The sequence below is a fragment of the Endozoicomonas euniceicola genome, from assembly GCF_025562755.1.
Lineage (GTDB): Bacteria > Pseudomonadota > Gammaproteobacteria > Pseudomonadales > Endozoicomonadaceae > Endozoicomonas_A > Endozoicomonas_A euniceicola.
Map to the genome: position 1 here is coordinate 4,708,869 of NZ_CP103300.1, position 16,174 is coordinate 4,725,042.

Annotated in this window: 19 protein-coding genes and 1 pseudogene; 8 read left to right on the forward strand and 12 right to left on the reverse strand. The window is 49.4% G+C overall.

The window, feature by feature from the left end:
• Positions 1-42: 42 nt before the first annotated feature.
• Complete coding sequence (gene trxB, locus NX720_RS18955; protein WP_262596711.1) at positions 43-1,005, reverse strand: thioredoxin-disulfide reductase; 963 nt, start codon at positions 1,003-1,005, stop codon at positions 43-45.
• A gap of 206 nt (positions 1,006-1,211) precedes the next feature.
• Here trxB and cysZ point away from each other — a divergent pair, with 206 nt between their 5' ends.
• The 4 genes from cysZ to NX720_RS27250 all read left to right on the forward strand — a co-directional run bounded on the left by cysZ (position 1,212) and on the right by NX720_RS27250 (position 3,381).
• Positions 1,212-1,943, forward strand: a complete 732-nt coding sequence (gene cysZ / locus NX720_RS18960) for a sulfate transporter CysZ (RefSeq protein ID WP_262596713.1) — start codon at positions 1,212-1,214, stop codon at positions 1,941-1,943.
• A gap of 26 nt (positions 1,944-1,969) precedes the next feature.
• Complete coding sequence (locus NX720_RS18965; RefSeq protein WP_262596714.1) at positions 1,970-2,311, forward strand: histidine triad nucleotide-binding protein; 342 nt, start codon at positions 1,970-1,972, stop codon at positions 2,309-2,311.
• Between the two features lie 349 nt (positions 2,312-2,660).
• Positions 2,661-2,816, forward strand: coding sequence for a hypothetical protein (locus NX720_RS18970; protein ID WP_262596716.1), 156 nt, complete (start codon positions 2,661-2,663; stop codon positions 2,814-2,816).
• Positions 2,817-2,868: 52 nt separating this feature from the next.
• Complete coding sequence (locus NX720_RS27250; protein ID WP_404831006.1) at positions 2,869-3,381, forward strand: RING finger domain-containing protein; 513 nt, start codon at positions 2,869-2,871, stop codon at positions 3,379-3,381.
• Positions 3,382-3,548: 167 nt separating this feature from the next.
• On the opposite strand, the gene NX720_RS18975 is transcribed toward NX720_RS27250, so the two are convergent.
• Both NX720_RS18975 and NX720_RS18980 read right to left on the reverse strand, forming a co-directional pair.
• Positions 3,549-3,728 carry a hypothetical protein gene (locus tag NX720_RS18975; protein ID WP_262596719.1) on the reverse strand — a complete coding sequence of 60 codons (180 nt, stop codon included), beginning with the start codon at positions 3,726-3,728 and terminating at the stop codon, positions 3,549-3,551.
• A 140-nt stretch (positions 3,729-3,868) separates the two neighbouring features.
• Positions 3,869-4,279, reverse strand: coding sequence for an OsmC family protein (locus NX720_RS18980; protein WP_262596720.1), 411 nt, complete (start codon positions 4,277-4,279; stop codon positions 3,869-3,871).
• A 317-nt stretch (positions 4,280-4,596) separates the two neighbouring features.
• Between NX720_RS18980 and NX720_RS27255 the strand changes: the two genes are divergently transcribed.
• Positions 4,597-5,226: a putative adhesin gene (locus NX720_RS27255; RefSeq protein WP_404831007.1), complete on the forward strand. Its 630-nt coding sequence runs from the start codon at positions 4,597-4,599 to the stop codon at positions 5,224-5,226.
• On the opposite strand, the gene NX720_RS18985 is transcribed toward NX720_RS27255, so the two are convergent.
• A complete protein-coding gene (locus NX720_RS18985; protein ID WP_262596721.1) occupies positions 5,168-5,644 on the reverse strand; it encodes a hypothetical protein in 477 nt (158 codons plus the stop codon). The two genes, NX720_RS27255 and NX720_RS18985, sit on opposite strands and share 59 nt — an antisense overlap.
• A 17-nt stretch (positions 5,645-5,661) precedes the next feature.
• Between NX720_RS18985 and sodC the strand changes: the two genes are divergently transcribed.
• Positions 5,662-6,210 carry a superoxide dismutase [Cu-Zn] SodC gene (gene sodC / locus NX720_RS18990; RefSeq protein WP_262596722.1) on the forward strand — a complete coding sequence of 183 codons (549 nt, stop codon included), beginning with the start codon at positions 5,662-5,664 and terminating at the stop codon, positions 6,208-6,210.
• Between the two features lie 132 nt (positions 6,211-6,342).
• On the opposite strand, the pseudogene tnpA reads toward sodC, so the two are convergent.
• A pseudogene (gene tnpA / locus NX720_RS18995) lies at positions 6,343-6,762 on the reverse strand (IS200/IS605 family transposase); the annotation flags it as partial.
• Between the two features lie 65 nt (positions 6,763-6,827).
• Here tnpA and NX720_RS19000 point away from each other — a divergent pair.
• The gene (locus NX720_RS19000) at positions 6,828-8,000 is read left to right on the forward strand and encodes an RNA-guided endonuclease InsQ/TnpB family protein (RefSeq protein ID WP_262596723.1); all 1,173 of its coding nucleotides are present in this window, start codon (positions 6,828-6,830) and stop codon (positions 7,998-8,000) included.
• Between the two features lie 36 nt (positions 8,001-8,036).
• On the opposite strand, the gene trpC is transcribed toward NX720_RS19000, so the two are convergent.
• The 7 genes from trpC to rpe all read right to left on the reverse strand — a co-directional run bounded on the left by trpC (position 8,037) and on the right by rpe (position 15,280).
• A complete protein-coding gene (gene trpC / locus NX720_RS19005; RefSeq protein WP_262596724.1) occupies positions 8,037-8,840 on the reverse strand; it encodes an indole-3-glycerol phosphate synthase TrpC in 804 nt (267 codons plus the stop codon).
• A 22-nt stretch (positions 8,841-8,862) separates the two neighbouring features.
• On the reverse strand, positions 8,863-9,897 hold the full coding sequence (gene trpD / locus NX720_RS19010; RefSeq protein WP_262596725.1) for an anthranilate phosphoribosyltransferase: 1,035 nt from the start codon (positions 9,895-9,897) through the stop codon (positions 8,863-8,865).
• Between the two features lie 29 nt (positions 9,898-9,926).
• Positions 9,927-10,505, reverse strand: coding sequence for an anthranilate synthase component II (locus NX720_RS19015; RefSeq protein WP_262596727.1), 579 nt, complete (start codon positions 10,503-10,505; stop codon positions 9,927-9,929).
• A 147-nt stretch (positions 10,506-10,652) separates the two neighbouring features.
• On the reverse strand, positions 10,653-11,828 hold the full coding sequence (locus NX720_RS19020) for a hypothetical protein (RefSeq protein WP_262596728.1): 1,176 nt from the start codon (positions 11,826-11,828) through the stop codon (positions 10,653-10,655).
• Between the two features lie 131 nt (positions 11,829-11,959).
• Entirely contained in the window at positions 11,960-13,444 is a 1,485-nt protein-coding gene (gene trpE / locus NX720_RS19025; protein WP_262601610.1) for an anthranilate synthase component I, read from the reverse strand.
• A gap of 421 nt (positions 13,445-13,865) precedes the next feature.
• Positions 13,866-14,555 carry a phosphoglycolate phosphatase gene (locus tag NX720_RS19030; protein ID WP_262596730.1) on the reverse strand — a complete coding sequence of 230 codons (690 nt, stop codon included), beginning with the start codon at positions 14,553-14,555 and terminating at the stop codon, positions 13,866-13,868.
• A 47-nt stretch (positions 14,556-14,602) separates the two neighbouring features.
• A complete protein-coding gene (rpe, locus tag NX720_RS19035; protein WP_262596732.1) occupies positions 14,603-15,280 on the reverse strand; it encodes a ribulose-phosphate 3-epimerase in 678 nt (225 codons plus the stop codon).
• Positions 15,281-15,511: 231 nt separating this feature from the next.
• On the opposite strand from rpe, the gene NX720_RS19040 reads away from it, so the two are divergent.
• The gene (locus NX720_RS19040; RefSeq protein ID WP_262596734.1) at positions 15,512-16,141 is read left to right on the forward strand and encodes an RING finger protein; all 630 of its coding nucleotides are present in this window, start codon (positions 15,512-15,514) and stop codon (positions 16,139-16,141) included.
• The last annotated feature ends 33 nt before the right edge of the window (positions 16,142-16,174 follow it).

Here is a 16,174-nt window from a genome sequence, read left to right on the forward strand (position 1 = left end):
TATGAGAGCAGGAAATCCTGCTCTCACGGTTTGGGTATGCCTTTAAGCCAGAGAATCCAGATACTTCTCAGCGTCCAGGGCAGCCATGCAGCCGGTTCCGGCAGATGTAATGGCCTGGCGATAAACGTGGTCCATCACGTCCCCTGCCGCAAACACACCTTCTTTAGAGGTCAGGGTGGCATTGCCTTCCAGACCGCTGCCGACAATGATGTAACCGTCTTTCATTGCCAGCTGACCGGCAAAAATACCGGTGTTCGGTGAGTGGCCGATGGCAATAAAGCAACCCGGGGCGTCAATGTCCTGAGTCTCGCCGGTCAGTACATTTTTAACCCGCACACCCGTGACGCCCATATCATCGCCCAGTACTTCTTCCAGCACTGAGTCCAGTACCAGACGCATATTGCCGTTCTCTACCCGCTCCATCATTTTGTCCTGCAGAATTTTTTCTGCCCGGAAGCCCTGGCGGCGATGAATAACGGTAACGGTTCTGGCAATGTTGGACAGATAAAGCGCTTCTTCAACGGCGGTGTTGCCACCACCTACCACCACCACATCTTTGTTCTTATAGAAGAAACCATCGCAGGTGGCACAGGCTGACACACCCTTGCCTTTGAAAGCCTCTTCACTGTCCAGTCCCAGATAACGGGCGCTGGCACCCGTCGCAATAATCAGGGCGTCGCAGGTGTAGGTGTTGCTGCCTTTCAGGGTGTAAGGCTTCTGGCTGAAGTCGACTTCTTCAATATGGTCAAAGACGATTTCTGTGCCAAAACGTTTGGCGTGTGTTTCCATATCCACCATCAGGCCCGGGCCCTGCAAACCCTCAGCCCCTCCCGGCCAGTTGTCGACATCGGTAGTGGTCGTCAGCTGTCCGCCCTGCTGCATACCGGTAATCATCACCGGATTAAGGTTGGCACGGGCAGCATAAACCGCAGCGGTATATCCAGCCGGGCCAGACCCGAGAATAAGCAACCGGCAATGTCTCGGGGAAGGTTTGGCTTCGCTCATTTTTATACTCCTTGGAATGCGGCATCCGGCAGATGTCTGCGCAAGTGTTCTTAAAACAGAAAACAATAATAACACCGGTCAGGATTAGAACCAGTGAGTATTAGGATTTCCGCTGTAGTTGTTTTTTTCTCTGGAACGGTGATGGCTGCTTTCCCTTGTTATACTGGCGGGCAGAATATTCAATAACGAACCAGAGAGTTGAGAGCATGAATGAATCTGTTGCCAGTGGCCCGGGATATTTTCTGGAAGGTTTGAGACAGTTGCCAGACCCCGCTATTCGCTGGTTTGTTCTGATTCCGCTGGTGATTAACCTGCTGGTATTTTGCGGGCTGATCTATTGGACCTTCCGGCAGTTTGGCGTCTGGATGGAAGACCTGTTTGGCTGGATACCCTCCTGGCTGTCCTTTCTGGAATACCTGCTCTGGCCTTTGCTGTCCATGGCGGTGCTGGGCGCGGTTTTCTTTACCTTTACGATTCTTGGTAACTTAATTGCCGCCCCTTTTAACGGGTTGCTGGCAGAAAAAGTCCAACGGTTGAATGGAGCCGATGATCTGCCGGACTATGAGCTGAAAGACTGGCTGATTCTGCTGCCCCGAACGCTTTGCCGTGAGCTTCGTAAACTGGTGTATTACCTGCCCAAGGCGCTGGTGCTGTTGATTTTATCGATTATTCCGGTGGTCAACTTGGTGAGTCCGGTACTCTGGTTTCTGTTCAATAGCTGGATGATGTCGATCCAGTATTGTGATTACGCCGCAGATAACCGGGGAGTGTCGTTCAATGACATGTTGGTAAGACTTCGGGAGCAACGCACTGGTGTCTGGGGGTTTGGTGCGACAGTCTCTTTATTGTTGCTGGTGCCTTTTATAAATCTGGTGATTATGCCTGCTGCCGTGGTAGGTTCTACCCTGCTGTGGGAGCGTCAGATTGAACGCCCCTGATGAGTTGACAGAATGGAGAACCGTTAATGAGCTGTCTTTTCTGCAAGATGGTGGAAGGTGAAATCCCTACCAACAAGGTGTATGAAGACGATGAACTGCTGGCGTTTCGGGATATCAATCCTCAGGCACCGACGCATATCCTGATTATTCCGAAAAAACACATTGCCACACTGAACGATACTTCAGTGGATGATCAGCTGCTGCTGGGTAAAATTATGTTGAAAGCCAGAGAACTGGCGACTGAGGAGGGTTTGGCAGACGACGGTTATCGTGTTGTACTGAACTGTAACCGTCATGGTGGGCAGTCCGTTCATCATATCCACCTGCATCTGCTGGGTGGGCGTCAGATGGCATGGCCTCCGGGTTAAGAGGCGTTGCTCCTCTGCCAGCTATCTCTTTATCACATATCTACACCCCAGAACTGGCGCACCATGCGCCAGACTTCTACGATCATCGCTGACCACTTAGGATTTTACCGGCTTGGGGGAGGGTTTTGCGGCGGGGAGGATGTCAAATGGGTTCGTACTGTTGGTGCAAAGCTGACAACTACTGATCAAGCTGCTGAATTGTTGCATGACAGGAAGAATTGAAGAATTGGCAGCTTCAATCAATGGCCGTTATACTTCTATCCGGGTAAATTCTCACTAGTATGGCGCACATCATAGCAGTGTTTGGCCATTACCCCTCCTACCTCCCTTCAGGGGCGGAAAAAATATCTTGCTGTTGCATATCTCTTCCGCTGCAAGCCCGGAAAAGACAGACAATATAAGGCTTTCACCTAAACTGAATGAAGAAGGTTCTGCTATGAAAGGGTTTGACATGGTGGTACCTGCAAAGGTTGATGCTTATGACTGTTTATTGTCCTGTGTGTAGAATGGATTTTAATCGCGTTAGATCCTTGACTCGGCATATGTATGCCTATCATATGGGTGAAAGACCTTATCAATGTGTTCTCTGCAGAAGCTGTTATCGCTATAGTAGAAACTTGTATCGGCACATTCAATTGTCTCATAATCCTCGGGACGACGAACTTACATCTGGTGCACAAGCAACGATACAAACTCAACGTACGGAATCCTTACATGGTATTGCAAATACCGTATTAACGGTAACCTCTTCCCTTGATACTGCAATTATCACAACAGTTCAAAGTCCTACATCCACGGTAGTCCCGACAACGTTCTCTCAAGCTTCCGGTACATTTACCTATCTTGAGCCGGGTGACCTGGTGCGAGATCCTGGTAATGAATGTCCTATTTGTTTTGATAGTTTAAGTGATGGAGAAACTACAGCTACTCCATGCTGCGAAGCTAAATTCCACACTGCATGTCTTCTCAAGTTAAATCAAAATAGTCCCGGCACAGGATTTTATTGCCCGGCGTGTCGGCGAAAGCTTGCATTAGACAAAAAAACCGGCGTTATAGCTTGCTCTGACTGATCAGTTTATTCTTGAGATACCTTCACTTGCCAGGGTAGAAGCTGTTCCGGTTTCTCAGCTGTGTCGGCATAGAGTGCGGAGCTGAGCATCTGCGTGACCAGAACGCAGTCAGAAACATTCTTGCGGTCGGGCATGGCCGTCTAGCTGTAGGAATCCCCGTCCTTTAGCTATCTCTTTACCACATCATCGCTGACCATTTGATCGGCTGACGTTTTTTCATGCCACACCTCACCGCCAGTCTGTTTGCGGTTATAAGGCAAAATGAGTGCTTCCCGTATCTGGATCAGTCTGACTGCTACAAACATCAGTATCACGGCCATTCGCTCAAGGTTATCAGCGCTTTGCATACGCTGACCCGAAAGTACGTTCCGCCCATTGCTCAGGAGGTAATGGCAACATGATCTTGACTCATCACTGAAAAGGATAAGTCAAGATTAGGATTTGCGATAAAGAGATAGCTCTGCCAGGGGGGCGGTTAAACAGACGATCAGGCTTCAACGACTTCATAACTGTGGCTGATTTCAACACCGCCTTTGCCCAGCATAATGGAAACCGAGCAGTATTTGTCGGCAGACAGGTCGATGGCACGTTTTACCTGTGATTCTTTAAGGTCTCTGCCCGTCACTACAAAGTGCAGGTGAATGCGGGTATAAACCGCTGGCACTGAGTCGGCACGTTCAGCCTTGATCTCGACTTTGCAGTCAGACACACTCTGGCGGGACTTCCTCAGAATTCTCACCACATCCACTGATGAGCAGCCCCCTACCCCCATTAATACCATCTCCATGGGAGAGGGCGCTGATTTATCATCCGATTTTGCATCCATAACGACAGAGTGGTTACTGTCGGTGAGACCCAGAAAGCGATAATCGCCAACCCATTTTACCTGCGCTTGCATTGAATTATTCCTTAAATAAAGATTTCAAACCGGATGTAAAACTGGTATCTACATTACAACCGGAGACCAACTGCGAAGGGTATAGGGAAAAATTAACCGGAACAAGCAAAGTGCAAGAGTTGAATTTTATGCGTTGATTATAATCATGTCACCATGTCCTGATAAATAGCGCCGTTATTTTTGACACGACAGTCAATGATGGCGTTGTTAAGGATTAACTTCTGGTTTGAACTGACCGGTACTGAATTGTGTTTCGAATATTACAGCGTATATTTTCACAGAGAGGCATACAGGCCACCTCATTACCATTGGGTGGAATGATAAGACTGTACACCTGTGACAGGCCTGGTCTGAATATCCAAAATCTTGCGATTGAGGCTTACGGTCACTACATCCCTGAGCAATATGTACAGGGAAGGGCTGCTGACGATAGTTGTTTGAGATCGACAAACGCTTTTGATGTACCCGCATCAATGTTATTTGATGTGCCTGCCGAGACGACTCTGTTTTTCTACTGCCCCCATGGAAGCACGCTAGATTGTTGGTTGAGCATGGTTATAACGTGCCAATACCCTTATTTTGAGGTTTGCCTGCCGGGACAGAAAGTGGTTAATTACTTCCTGGAAGCCGCCTTTGTTAATAAAAAGGGGCCGAGGAATAATGATGAGCGAATAAAGAAAACTTTGAAGTGGTCAGCCACCTGTATTGAGCCAGTTCCTCACCATCCGTTCCTTAATTTCGATATTGTTACTATAGAACCAGGTTATAAAATAGAGCTTTCTAGCTTACTCCGTACTTTGCATTTGTCGGGGCATGTTTATCAAAGAGTTCACTGTGTCTTTTGTCGTTGCAGGAAGGGCGAAAAGGATTTCGTCTATGAACCTGGCTTTAAGCGTCACCCGGGCTTTCGGGGTGTACCCGGCTTGTCAAAAAAATCTCCGTCCTGATTTGTATAGCTGGAGGCAAGCCACTTAAAGATGTCATCTCAGGTAGGTTACAGGCCTTTTCGTCCTTACCAAAGCACTCTTTGTCGGCATCTGTGATGTATTCACAGAGGTGATAATAATCCACCGGAAAATGCCTTTGACCAGCAAAGACTCGATCGGTCTGGCTGGCAATCCATTTGGCTCCATCACTGACGCAATGAATCGACGACTGTCGGTTTAGACCCTGCTCTATGGGGCAACTTAACCATTGATCTCCTGCTTTATCAGGCTCTCCCATAACAACAATTCCAGGCAGGTGCCGCCAGGGGAACACTTTTAATTGCACCCTACTGTAAACCTGTGGACCATCAAGGCCGGCAGGTGGCAGGTATTTTTCATTGGTAGACTGTTCATGGCTGACTATATTTGCTGGTGGCAATCAAAAAGAGGTTGGCTATGAAAGTCACCAATCTGTATCTGCCCTTGTCTATACCTTTCAGGGCTTCGTTGCTTACCGCTGTCATTCTGGCGGGATGTTCTTCTGATAATTCAGTGGAGGTCGTTATTAACCGGGTAACGCCTGAGGGGGTTGGCCCTGAGCTTGGCACCGTTACTCTGCAAGACGTGTCGGACGGGTTACAAATTACACCTGACCTGCACGACCTTGTGCCGGGCGAACACGGTTTTCATGTTCACGAAAATCCGTCCTGTGAACCGGCTGAAAAGGACGGCACCATGGTCGCCGCTCTGGCAGCAGGTGGGCACTATGACCCTGATCACACCGGTCAGCATGCTGGGCCTGATGGTAATGGTCATAAAGGAGATCTTCCGGTCCTTGTGGTTGATGAAAAAGGGTTTGCCAAGTCACCCGTAGTCGCAAAACGTTTAAAACTGTCAGACGTCAAAGGTCGTTCATTGATGATTCATAGTGGAGGTGATAGCTACTCCGATAATCCACCAATGGGGGGAGGCGGTGCCAGAATTGCCTGTGGGGTTGTGAAGTGATCTATTAGCTATTGGCTGTTGGCTGCTAACAGCTAACAGCCAACAGCAAATTAGCAAAATCGTCGTAAACCCTGGCCCAATGCGGGCGGGGATATAAGACGGGAAGGCGCAGAGCCTTCCGCCATCAATCTGTGTACTCTGGCTATTAACGTAGTCCTTCAGAGTCTCGATAGTTGCACCGCCAGCACTGCAAGCAAAGTAAGACCTTGACCACATTAAGCCTGCTTTGCTCTGAGCAGTAAGGTGGGTATTCAGCATTCGCAACCGTCTTGATGATGTTGATTTGAGATTATTTACCATGACACTGATAGCCAGTTTTGGTGGGTAGGCCACCAACAGGTGTACGTGATCTTTTTCGCCATCCATTTCAAGTAACTGGCATTCCAGTTTTTCACATGCACTCTCGAACGACTCCCGTAACTGCCTGATCATATAGCCATCAAAAAGCTTTCGCCTGTACTTTGTCGTGAACACCAAATGAACAACCAGCTTGGTAACGCTATGTCGTTTGCGAAGATACCCTTTAAGCAAATCTTTATTGTGTGCGCTCACTTGAAAACCTCTTTCAAATACCTATAATATTAACTTTATATTAATGAGCACTGAAATAATGTTCCATGCTGAGAGCCACCAAAGTACGAATCTATCCAACATCAGAGCAGGCGGAATTTCTCGACCGTCAGTTTGATGCTGTGCGGTTCGTATGGAACAAGGCCCTGGCTATTAAGGTTCATTATTACAAGGTTCGTGGGCAGAGCCTTTCTCCCAAAAAACACCTGAAGCCCTTGCTGGCAAAAGCCAAGAAAAGCCGAAAGTACTCATGGCTGAAAAACGCTGACTCTATTGCACTGCAACAGGCCACTATCAATCTGGATACGGCCTTTCAAAACTTTTTCAATCCCAAATTGCAGGCAAGATTTCCTCGCTTCAAGAAAAAGCATGGCAAGCAAAGTAGCTACCATTGTACGTCTGTCTCTGTGGGCGATAACTGGATAAAAATCCCCAAGCGCAAGCCCATAAGGGCTAAAGTGCATCGTGAAATAGTGGGTAAGGTGAAGTCTATCACCCTGAGCAGAACGCTAACCGGCAAGTATTTTGCCTCCATATTGGCTGATGATACCCAGGAACAACCAAAACAGATTGATAATCTTGAAGCTAATCAGGTTGTCGGTGTTGATATGGGGATTACTGATCTGGCTATCACCAGTACCGGCCATAAGACTGGCAATCCTCGCTTTCTGAAAAAAGCACAACGTAACCTGAAAAGAAAACAACAGGCTCTATCTCGCTGCAAGAAAGGCTCAAAAGGTAGGCACAAAGCCCGTTTATTGGTGGCAAAGGCGCATGAGCGTGTAGCCTTTGCCCGTAATGATTTTCAGCATAAGCTATCAAAACAACTCATCGACGAAAACCAAGCGGTGATTGTGGAGACACTGAAAGTTAAGAACATGCTCAAGAACAAGCGTCTTGCTCGTTCTATTGCTGATGCTGGCTGGCACTCACTGATAACCAAACTCGAATACAAGGCAAAGCAGGAAGGTAAACATCTGGTGAAGATAGACCAGTGGTTTGCATCCTCTAAAACTTGCTCAGTCTGCGATTTGAAACAGGAAAAAATGCCATTGAGAATCCGATCATGGGAGTGTAGCTGTGGTGCTATCCATGACCGGGATATTAATGCAGCTCGCAATATCAAGAAGCAAGGCATATTGAAATTAAAGGCGGAAGGACTGTCCGTTTCTGCTGATGGAGGCTTGCGTAAATCCGGCAGACTGCCGGTTGCTGCCTAAGAAATCAGAAGCCTCACCCGATAGGGTGGGGAGCAGTCACAGACGGTGCCCAAACAGGTTTTTCAGCCCGTCACCCGGATTCTCCTGTCGCATAAAGGCTTCTCCGACCAGAAAGCTGGTAACACCATGGGCAAACATGGCATCAACATCTTCAACGGTGTGAATGCCACTTTCGGTAATGACTTGACGGTCTGAGGGAATAGAAGACAGTAGCTCAAAAGTATTATCCAGGGTGACATCAAATGTGTGCAGGTTGCGGTTGTTGATGCCCAGCAGGGTACCTTGCAGGGGCAGCGCTCGCCTGAGTTCCTCGGCACCGTGAACTTCAACCAGAACGTCCATACCCAGATCAAGGGCGACGCTGCTCATTTCAACCAACTGCTCATCGGTCAGGCAGGCGACAATGAGCAGTACACAGTCGGCACCGAGCATTCGGGACTCGTAAATCTGCCACACGTCCACCATAAAGTCTTTGCGCAGAACCGGCAGAGAGCAGGCGTTACGTGCTTCCTGCAGGTATTGTTCTGAGCCCTGAAAGAAATCGCGGTCTGTCAGCACGGACAGGCAGCTGGCGCCCGCCTCTTCATAACTTCTGGCAATGCCGGCGGGCTGAAAGTGTTCCCGGATCACCCCTTTGCTGGGAGACGCTTTTTTGATTTCTGCAATAACGCCTGCCTGGCCTGACGCTGTACGTTGTTCCAGGCTGTTTGCAAAGCTCCGGGTTGGCATGGCTGCCCTGGCTCTGGCGATCACATCATCAAGAGAAAGCGACTTTTGTCGTGCAGCAATCTCCTCAAACTTGCGTTCGACGATGGTTGTGAGAATGGTAGGAATCGACATAGGCACTCCTGTTAATTCGCCATTATTCAGCCAGAGCTTTGGTGAAGGTGGACAGCTCGTACAGTTTTTCCAGAGCGAGACCGCTGGTAATGATGTCCTGAGCCATGGCGACACCCTGCTGCATGGTCTGGGTGACACCAGAGACATAAATAGCCGCGCCAGCGTTCAGGGCAATCATGTCCGCCGCCTTTCTGGCATTAACGCTGTCACGTTTACCCAGGGCATTGCGGATCAGTTCCAGGGATTCTGCTGAATCTTCAACGTTCAGTCCGATCAGGCTTCGGGATTCAATATCAAAGTCTTCCGGCTTGATCACTGTTTCTGAAATGTTGCCTTCTTTCAGCTCGACAGCAAAGGTTTCACTGGCAATGCTGATCTCATCCAGACCATCCTGGGAATGAACCACCATAACGTGTTTATTCCCCATCTCTTTCAGCACTTCCGCCATAGGGCGACACAGTTCACGGGTAAATACGCCAATGACCAGGTTAGGTACATTAGCCGGGTTGGACATTGGGCCAAGAATATTGAAGAAGGTGCGGATGCCCAGTTCTTTTCGGATAGCCGCCACATTTTTGGTCGCGGCATGGTGTGCAGGCGCAAACATAAAGCCTACACCAACCTCTTCAACGCAACGGGCTACCTGCGCCGGCGAGATATTCAGGTTTACCCCGGCGCGCTCCAGCAGGTCCGCGCTGCCGCTGGAGCTGGATACGCCCCGGTTGCCGTGTTTGGCAACATGGGCGCCCGCTGCCGCAGCGACAAAGGACGAGGCTGTGGAAACATTGAACAGATGGGCGCCATCACCGCCTGTACCGACAATATCGACCAGATGATCGGCATTAATATTGACATGGGTGGCCATTTCCCGCAGTACGGTAGTGGCACCGGTAATTTCCTCAATGCTCTCGCTTTTCATACGCATGGCGGTCAGAAAGGCACCAATCTGACTTTGGGTACACTGGCCGGACATGATGTCGCGCATCACATCAATCATTTGCTCCCGGCTCAGGTCGAGGTTGCGTACCGCCAGTGAAATCGCTTCTTTTATCGTCATAGTTGTTGCTCTCGTCAGAGTTGCTTTCCTCAGATCTTCAGAAAGTTTGCCAGCATGTCATGACCATTAAGGGTCATAATGGACTCCGGATGGAACTGTACCCCTTCAACGGGCAAGGTTTTGTGGCGTACGCCCATGATTTCATCTTCCCGGCCATCATCAAACTGCGTCCAGGCGGTGACTTCCAGACAGTCCGGGAGTGATTCTCTTTCAATAATCAGGGAGTGGTAACGGGTGGTGGTGACCGGGCTGGGCAGTCCGGCAAAAACGCCTTCATTTTTGTGGTAGATGGGAGAGGTTTTGCCGTGCATCACCTGACGCGCCCTGACCACTTTGCCGCCGTAGACCTGTCCGATACTCTGGTGTCCGAGGCAAACGCCCAGTATCGGTATTTCACCCTGAAAGCGGTGAATGGCCTCCATGGATACACCGGCTTCATTGGGTGTGCAGGGGCCGGGTGAAATAACAATCCGTTCCGGGTTGAGCTTTTCAATATCAGCGATGGTGATTTCATCGTTACGATGCACTTCAACCCTGGCACCCAGTTCGCCAAAGTACTGCACCAGATTCCAGGTAAAGGAGTCGTAGTTGTCGATCATTAGCAGCATGCTTATTTCAGTTCCGTACTGTTCAAACCTTAAGCTTCAGGGTACCGGAATATACCACAGCTGGCAGAGGTGTTCTTTATTTGAGGGACAGGCGACCCGGGAGTCTGAATTCTTAAAATCAGAATAAGTTGACAACAGGCAGCGGAATCATTGAGTAATGCAGCGATTTGGTTGTTCCTCTTCTTCAGAATGGGGCGAACCTTCTTCAGTGTTGGGCGAATCATCTTGAGACTCGGCTGGGTCATCTTGAGAGTAGGCTGAGTTACCTTCAGAGTAGCCTGAATCCTCGCCACTGTTGGGACCAAGCGAAAGCACGGGCGGATTATTGTCTCGCGTGCTTGCAGGCATGCGACTCCAAAGGGTTATTGCTGCGAGTACGGCAGCAGCGTTGCAGCCTATAGCTGGTTGGCTTGGGTTTCGATGGTCAAGCTTTGCATAAAATGAGCAGGGAGGATAACTTTCCAGCCTATTGACACTACCGGGGTGAAACAGAGAAGCGGTATAATGTAAAGAGGAATAAGCCGAACACGATGACATGAGAGCTTCTGAACGACGCCTGGCAGCACCGATGTTAAGCGGAACGAAGAGTTGTCCAAAGTCTCCGTCATGAAAATCAACATCATACCTCGGTGTTTTGCACTTATCACAAATCGGCGGCTTGCTCGAAGTGTCTGGTTTCTCTGGTTTCTCTGGTTTATTGTTATTGTTTGTTCCTTTTCTGTCATTACCCTGATTTCCATCACCTCCGCTTGTAGCCGACATCATGTAGACCTGTATCAGCCTGTCGGGGTGAAAAAAGCTGCCAGCAGTGTCGATATATAACTCACTGATTAACTTTTCCGGAAAACCTTTCAGGGTCTTTTTTTCGGCGGCTGTTATATCCGCCAGAAAACAACCTTTGCCCTGCAAGTCAATGATCTGACCGTTTCTGTTATCATAAGTGATCAGTGTCGGTTTGTCAGACTCAATAATTACTGTCGTATTTTGATGTTGAAAATCGTATTGGTACCCAGGCGTTACACCGCTTTCAGGTGAAGCGTCAACAGTAATAATTCCCTGAAACTTGATTCTGTACTCATTATCCATAGCGTCATTGTCTGGCGCTAACAAAAGGGTGCTGGAATTATTTATATCGTATGGTGATATTGCATCCGGCTGATCCAAAACTAACTTCTTAAATTCGTCGTTTATTGATTTAACAGGAGTGTAAGGAATAAAGTCAGGCCAGTAGGGGGTGTCTGTTTTGGCAGAGAGTGCCTGGAGAATAAGTAAAACGGCGAGTGACCATCTGACGGTCTGATATTGAAATAAACTGCCGGTCATGGAATACCTCAATTTCAACATTTTTCTGAGAGGTAACAGTGTAGTGTTTCAGTGATATCAAAGGTGTTTTTTTTTGCTAATGAGCAGAGGGGTACTTATTTTAATTTGTACCCCGGGAAAAATTCAGTAAATCAGGTGCGTGTCAGGAAACCCGTTTGTGCCATGGCAACGGCACGGAACAGAGCCCTGCCTTTATTCATGGTTTCTTTCCATTCCAGCTCCGGCACCGAGTCTGCGACGACGCCGGCACCGGCCTGAACGTGTAGTTGACGATCTTTGATTACCGCCGTTCGGATGGCAATGGCGGTATCCATATTACCGTTCCAGCCAAGATAACCTACCGCACCACCGTAGACACCACGCTTTACCGGTTCCAGTTCATCAATGATTTCCATGGCACGTACTTTGGGGGCTCCGCTCAGGGTGCCTGCTGGCAGGGTGGCCCTGAGTACGTCGATGGCGTCCAGCCCGGGTTTCAGGCGACCAGTGACGTTGGAAACAATATGCATAACGTGGGAGTAACGTTCGACAATCATTTTGTCGGTCAGGGTCACGGAACCGGTTTGAGCTACACGACCAACGTCGTTTCTACCAAGATCGATCAGCATCAGATGTTCAGCGAGCTCCTTGGGATCATTCAGCAGTTCCTGCTCCAGAACCCGGTCTTTTTCTTCGCTTTCGCCCCGTTTGCGAGTACCGGCAATCGGACGCACGGTGATCTCTCCGTCTTCCAGGCGGGCAAGGATTTCCGGCGATGAGCCGACAACGTGAAAGTCCCCCAGGTCCATGTAGTACATATACGGCGATGGGTTTGTACTACGCAGGGCGCGGTACAGGTTCAGGGGTGAGCTGTCGTAAGGGATGGTCATGCGCTGGGAAGGCACAACCTGCATGGCATCGCCGGCCAGAATATACTGACGGATAGTTTCTACAGCCGCCTTAAAGGGTGCTTCGCCAAAAACCGATTGAAAGTCTTCTTCGGTGACTGGATTCAGAGAGGCCTGAACGGGTGCCTGGACGTTAGTGGTCTGCAGGCGGCGAACCAGGTCATCCAGGCGGTATTCTGCTTTGGCAAGAGCCGCTTCATCGGAAGCGTCGGCGTGGGTGACCAGAATCAGTTTACCGCTGAGGTTATCGAACACCACCAGTTCATCGGAAATCATCAGCAGAATATCCGGGGTTCCCAGTTCATCGTAGGGGGCGGAGTGTTTCAGGCGGGGTTCAATATAGCGGACGGTATCGTAAGCAAAGTAACCCACCAGTCCGCCGGTAAAGCGGGGCAGTTCTGGCAGCTCTGGCATTTTATAGCGATCTTTAAAGCGATTAATAAAAGCCAGTGGGTCATCGCTTTCATGGCGTTCAACAATTTCACCCTCTGTTTCCAGGGTAATGGTCTGTCCATGAACCCTGAGAACACTGCGGCAGGGCAGGCCGATCATTGAGTAGCGACCCCACTTCTCTCCGCCCTCAACAGACTCCAGCAGATAGGAATAACGGCCATTGGCCAGTTTGAGATAAGTGGTTAACGGTGTGTCCAGGTCCGCCAGGATTTCCCGGGTTACGGGAATGCGATTGTATCCTTCACGGGCCAGACGCAAGAAAGCTTCAGGCGTCATAACAGTCTCTTGTTTGTAACGGTTTGTTTTGAAACGGTCATCAATGTGGGTGATGCTTGTCAACACTGGGCTGCTTCTAAAACGGGGTGCGACACTGGGTCAGATAAATTTCAGGCACATTTTCAGGCGCAAGGCCAGGCAGACCATCGCCAGGAAGGGATAGCTTGAGAGGAAGGGCTGTTTGGCACCATGTCACAGTGATTCACTGCTGACTCCACGCTATGTCAGTTGAACGTTGCCAGCCATCAGGGGCTGGCACTGGATTGACCAGTTTATGAATAACTTCGAGTTCAAAAGGGTATACGACTGTCGTATGTATTGCAAATGCCCGCAAGGGCGTACGAAAGTACATTTCAGAGCAGGTATGCAGGAGGAGAGTCGCCCCCTCCCGGCATCCTGTTGCCAGAGCCAGAGGCGACAGTCAGAGTAGCTTGTCCAGAGTCGGAACAATCAGATCAGGATTTGAGGCTTCAATCGGTACACCATGGTTGTAGCCATAGGGCAGGGCGATCACTTTCACACCGGCAGCCCGGGCTGCTTTGATATCGTTGCTGGAGTCGCCAATCATCAGAGCTGTATTCTGACTGGCTTCAGTCTTTTCAATAGCGTGCAGCAGTGGCAGAGGGTGAGGCTTTTTCTCGTCCAGGCTGTCACCGCCCAGACTGATTTCGAAGAACTGATCAATGCCCATCATTTGCAGCAGTTTTTCAGTGAAAAACTCGGACTTGTTGGTGACAATCGCCTGCTTTACGCCGTTGTCAGCCATGGCCTGAAGAAAGTCTTTGACGCCGGGGTAGAGGTGACTGTGCTGGCCCACTTCGATGGCGTAGTGGTGCTTAAAGTTGTCGTATGCCTTAATAAACACCTCACGGCTGACAATGCCGGGCTGGTCGCCCGCCATATCGTCAACCAGGGCGCGCTTTACCAGTGAAGGGATACCGTTACCCACCCACAGGCGCACCTTGTCTTCACCGGCTTTCGGCAGGTTCATATCGTCCAGCATGGCATCAATGGAGATAGCCAGATCGGGAATACTGTCGACCAGCGTTCCGTCCAGATCGTACATGATCAGCTGTGGCAGGTCGCCTGCTGTGAATTCAGTCAGTTTCATGTCTTTCTATTACCTGATAGATCGCTACCTGATAGGAGCCTGTTAAATTAAACCGGATCAGCCTTGGACAGTTCTTCACGCATCTGGCTAATTACGGCTTTGTAGTCGTCGGCATTAAAGATGGCAGAACCTGCAACAAATGCATCAGCACCGGCTTCGGCAATCTGGCGGATATTCTGGACGCTTACGCCACCATCAACTTCCAGACGGATCTCCAGGCCGCTGTCATCAATCATCTTGCGAACTCTGCGCAGCTTTTTCAGGGTAGAAGGAATAAACTTCTGACCGCCGAAGCCAGGGTTTACAGACATCAGCAGGATCATATCCAGCTTGTCGATCACGTATTCAATAATGTCGGGGCTGGTGGCAGGGTTCAGTACCAGGCCCGCCTTACAGCCATTCTCACGGATCATCTGCAAGGTGCGGTCGACGTGCTGGGACGCTTCCGGGTGGAAGGTGATCATACTGGCACCGGCTTCAATAAAATCCGGGATAAGGCGATCTACCGGGTTGACCATCAGGTGTACGTCAATCGGGGCTCTCACACCGTGGTTACGCAGAGCCTTGCAGACCATCGGGCCGATGGTCAGGTTCGGGACATAGTGATTGTCCATCACATCGAAGTGAACCCAGTCGGCTCCGGCTTCGATCACCTGATCCACTTCTTCGCCCAGGCGGGCAAAATCGGCAGAAAGAATGCTGGGAGCGATAATAAAGTCACGCATTGTGCTGTGTTCCGGTCTTTAGGTCTGTCAGGGGGTGGCGGGATTCTAGCGGTTTGTGGACCTGATGTCAGTTCTTGTTGTCATGACAGGCAGAGGTTTGTGCTCTCTTCAGACCAGCTTCCGGGTGATGGCAATTTCCTTGCCTGCTTGAGTAGTGTATTGGCTTCGGCGGAACTTGTCGGTGAATTTTGAGTCCAAGCAGGAAATGGAATTCAATCAAGGACCAGGGTTATGGGAACTATAGAGAGTGTTGCGGCAGGAGCGGGTAATGGCAGTCAGTTGGAATGTCCAATTTGCAATGAGAATTATGACGATCATGAACATAAGATGATTGTTCCGCCTTGCCATTGGAAGCATGTGTTCTGCGGTAGGTGTGTTAATGAAGTTCTGAAGGATGAAAACCCTAAATGTCCCTATTGCCGCGGAGATATAAAATCATTAAAGCCCAGCCCATCTCCCATCACATCATTGCGTGAACGAATGATTAAAGGACTATCATCCAGTATTCCTGTTATTGCTGGTGCTTGTTGCGCTACTGTTGCTTATACAGTTGCTGATAGCGGTTATATTCGCAGTGCTGCTGGAGGTGCGATTGCTTCTGTTGGTGTTGCTATGGGTTACGATGTTACTACTGTTGATAATCCAGTCATAAAAATAAGTTCTTATGTCATTGGTTGGGCTGGCTTGATTGCTGGTTGGACTGGCTTGATTGCTAGTTTAGGGGCTGATTTTGATAGTGATGAAATTTGTTGTATCTACTTTTCAGCTTTATTGGTAAGTATTTATTCTATCGAAATCTTTAAACGATGTAGACGAAGCTTGCATGACTACATGATTTCCACTGAACGTCCTTCGCCTTAAAGAGCCTTTCAGGTACAGGGTACTCCAATGGTA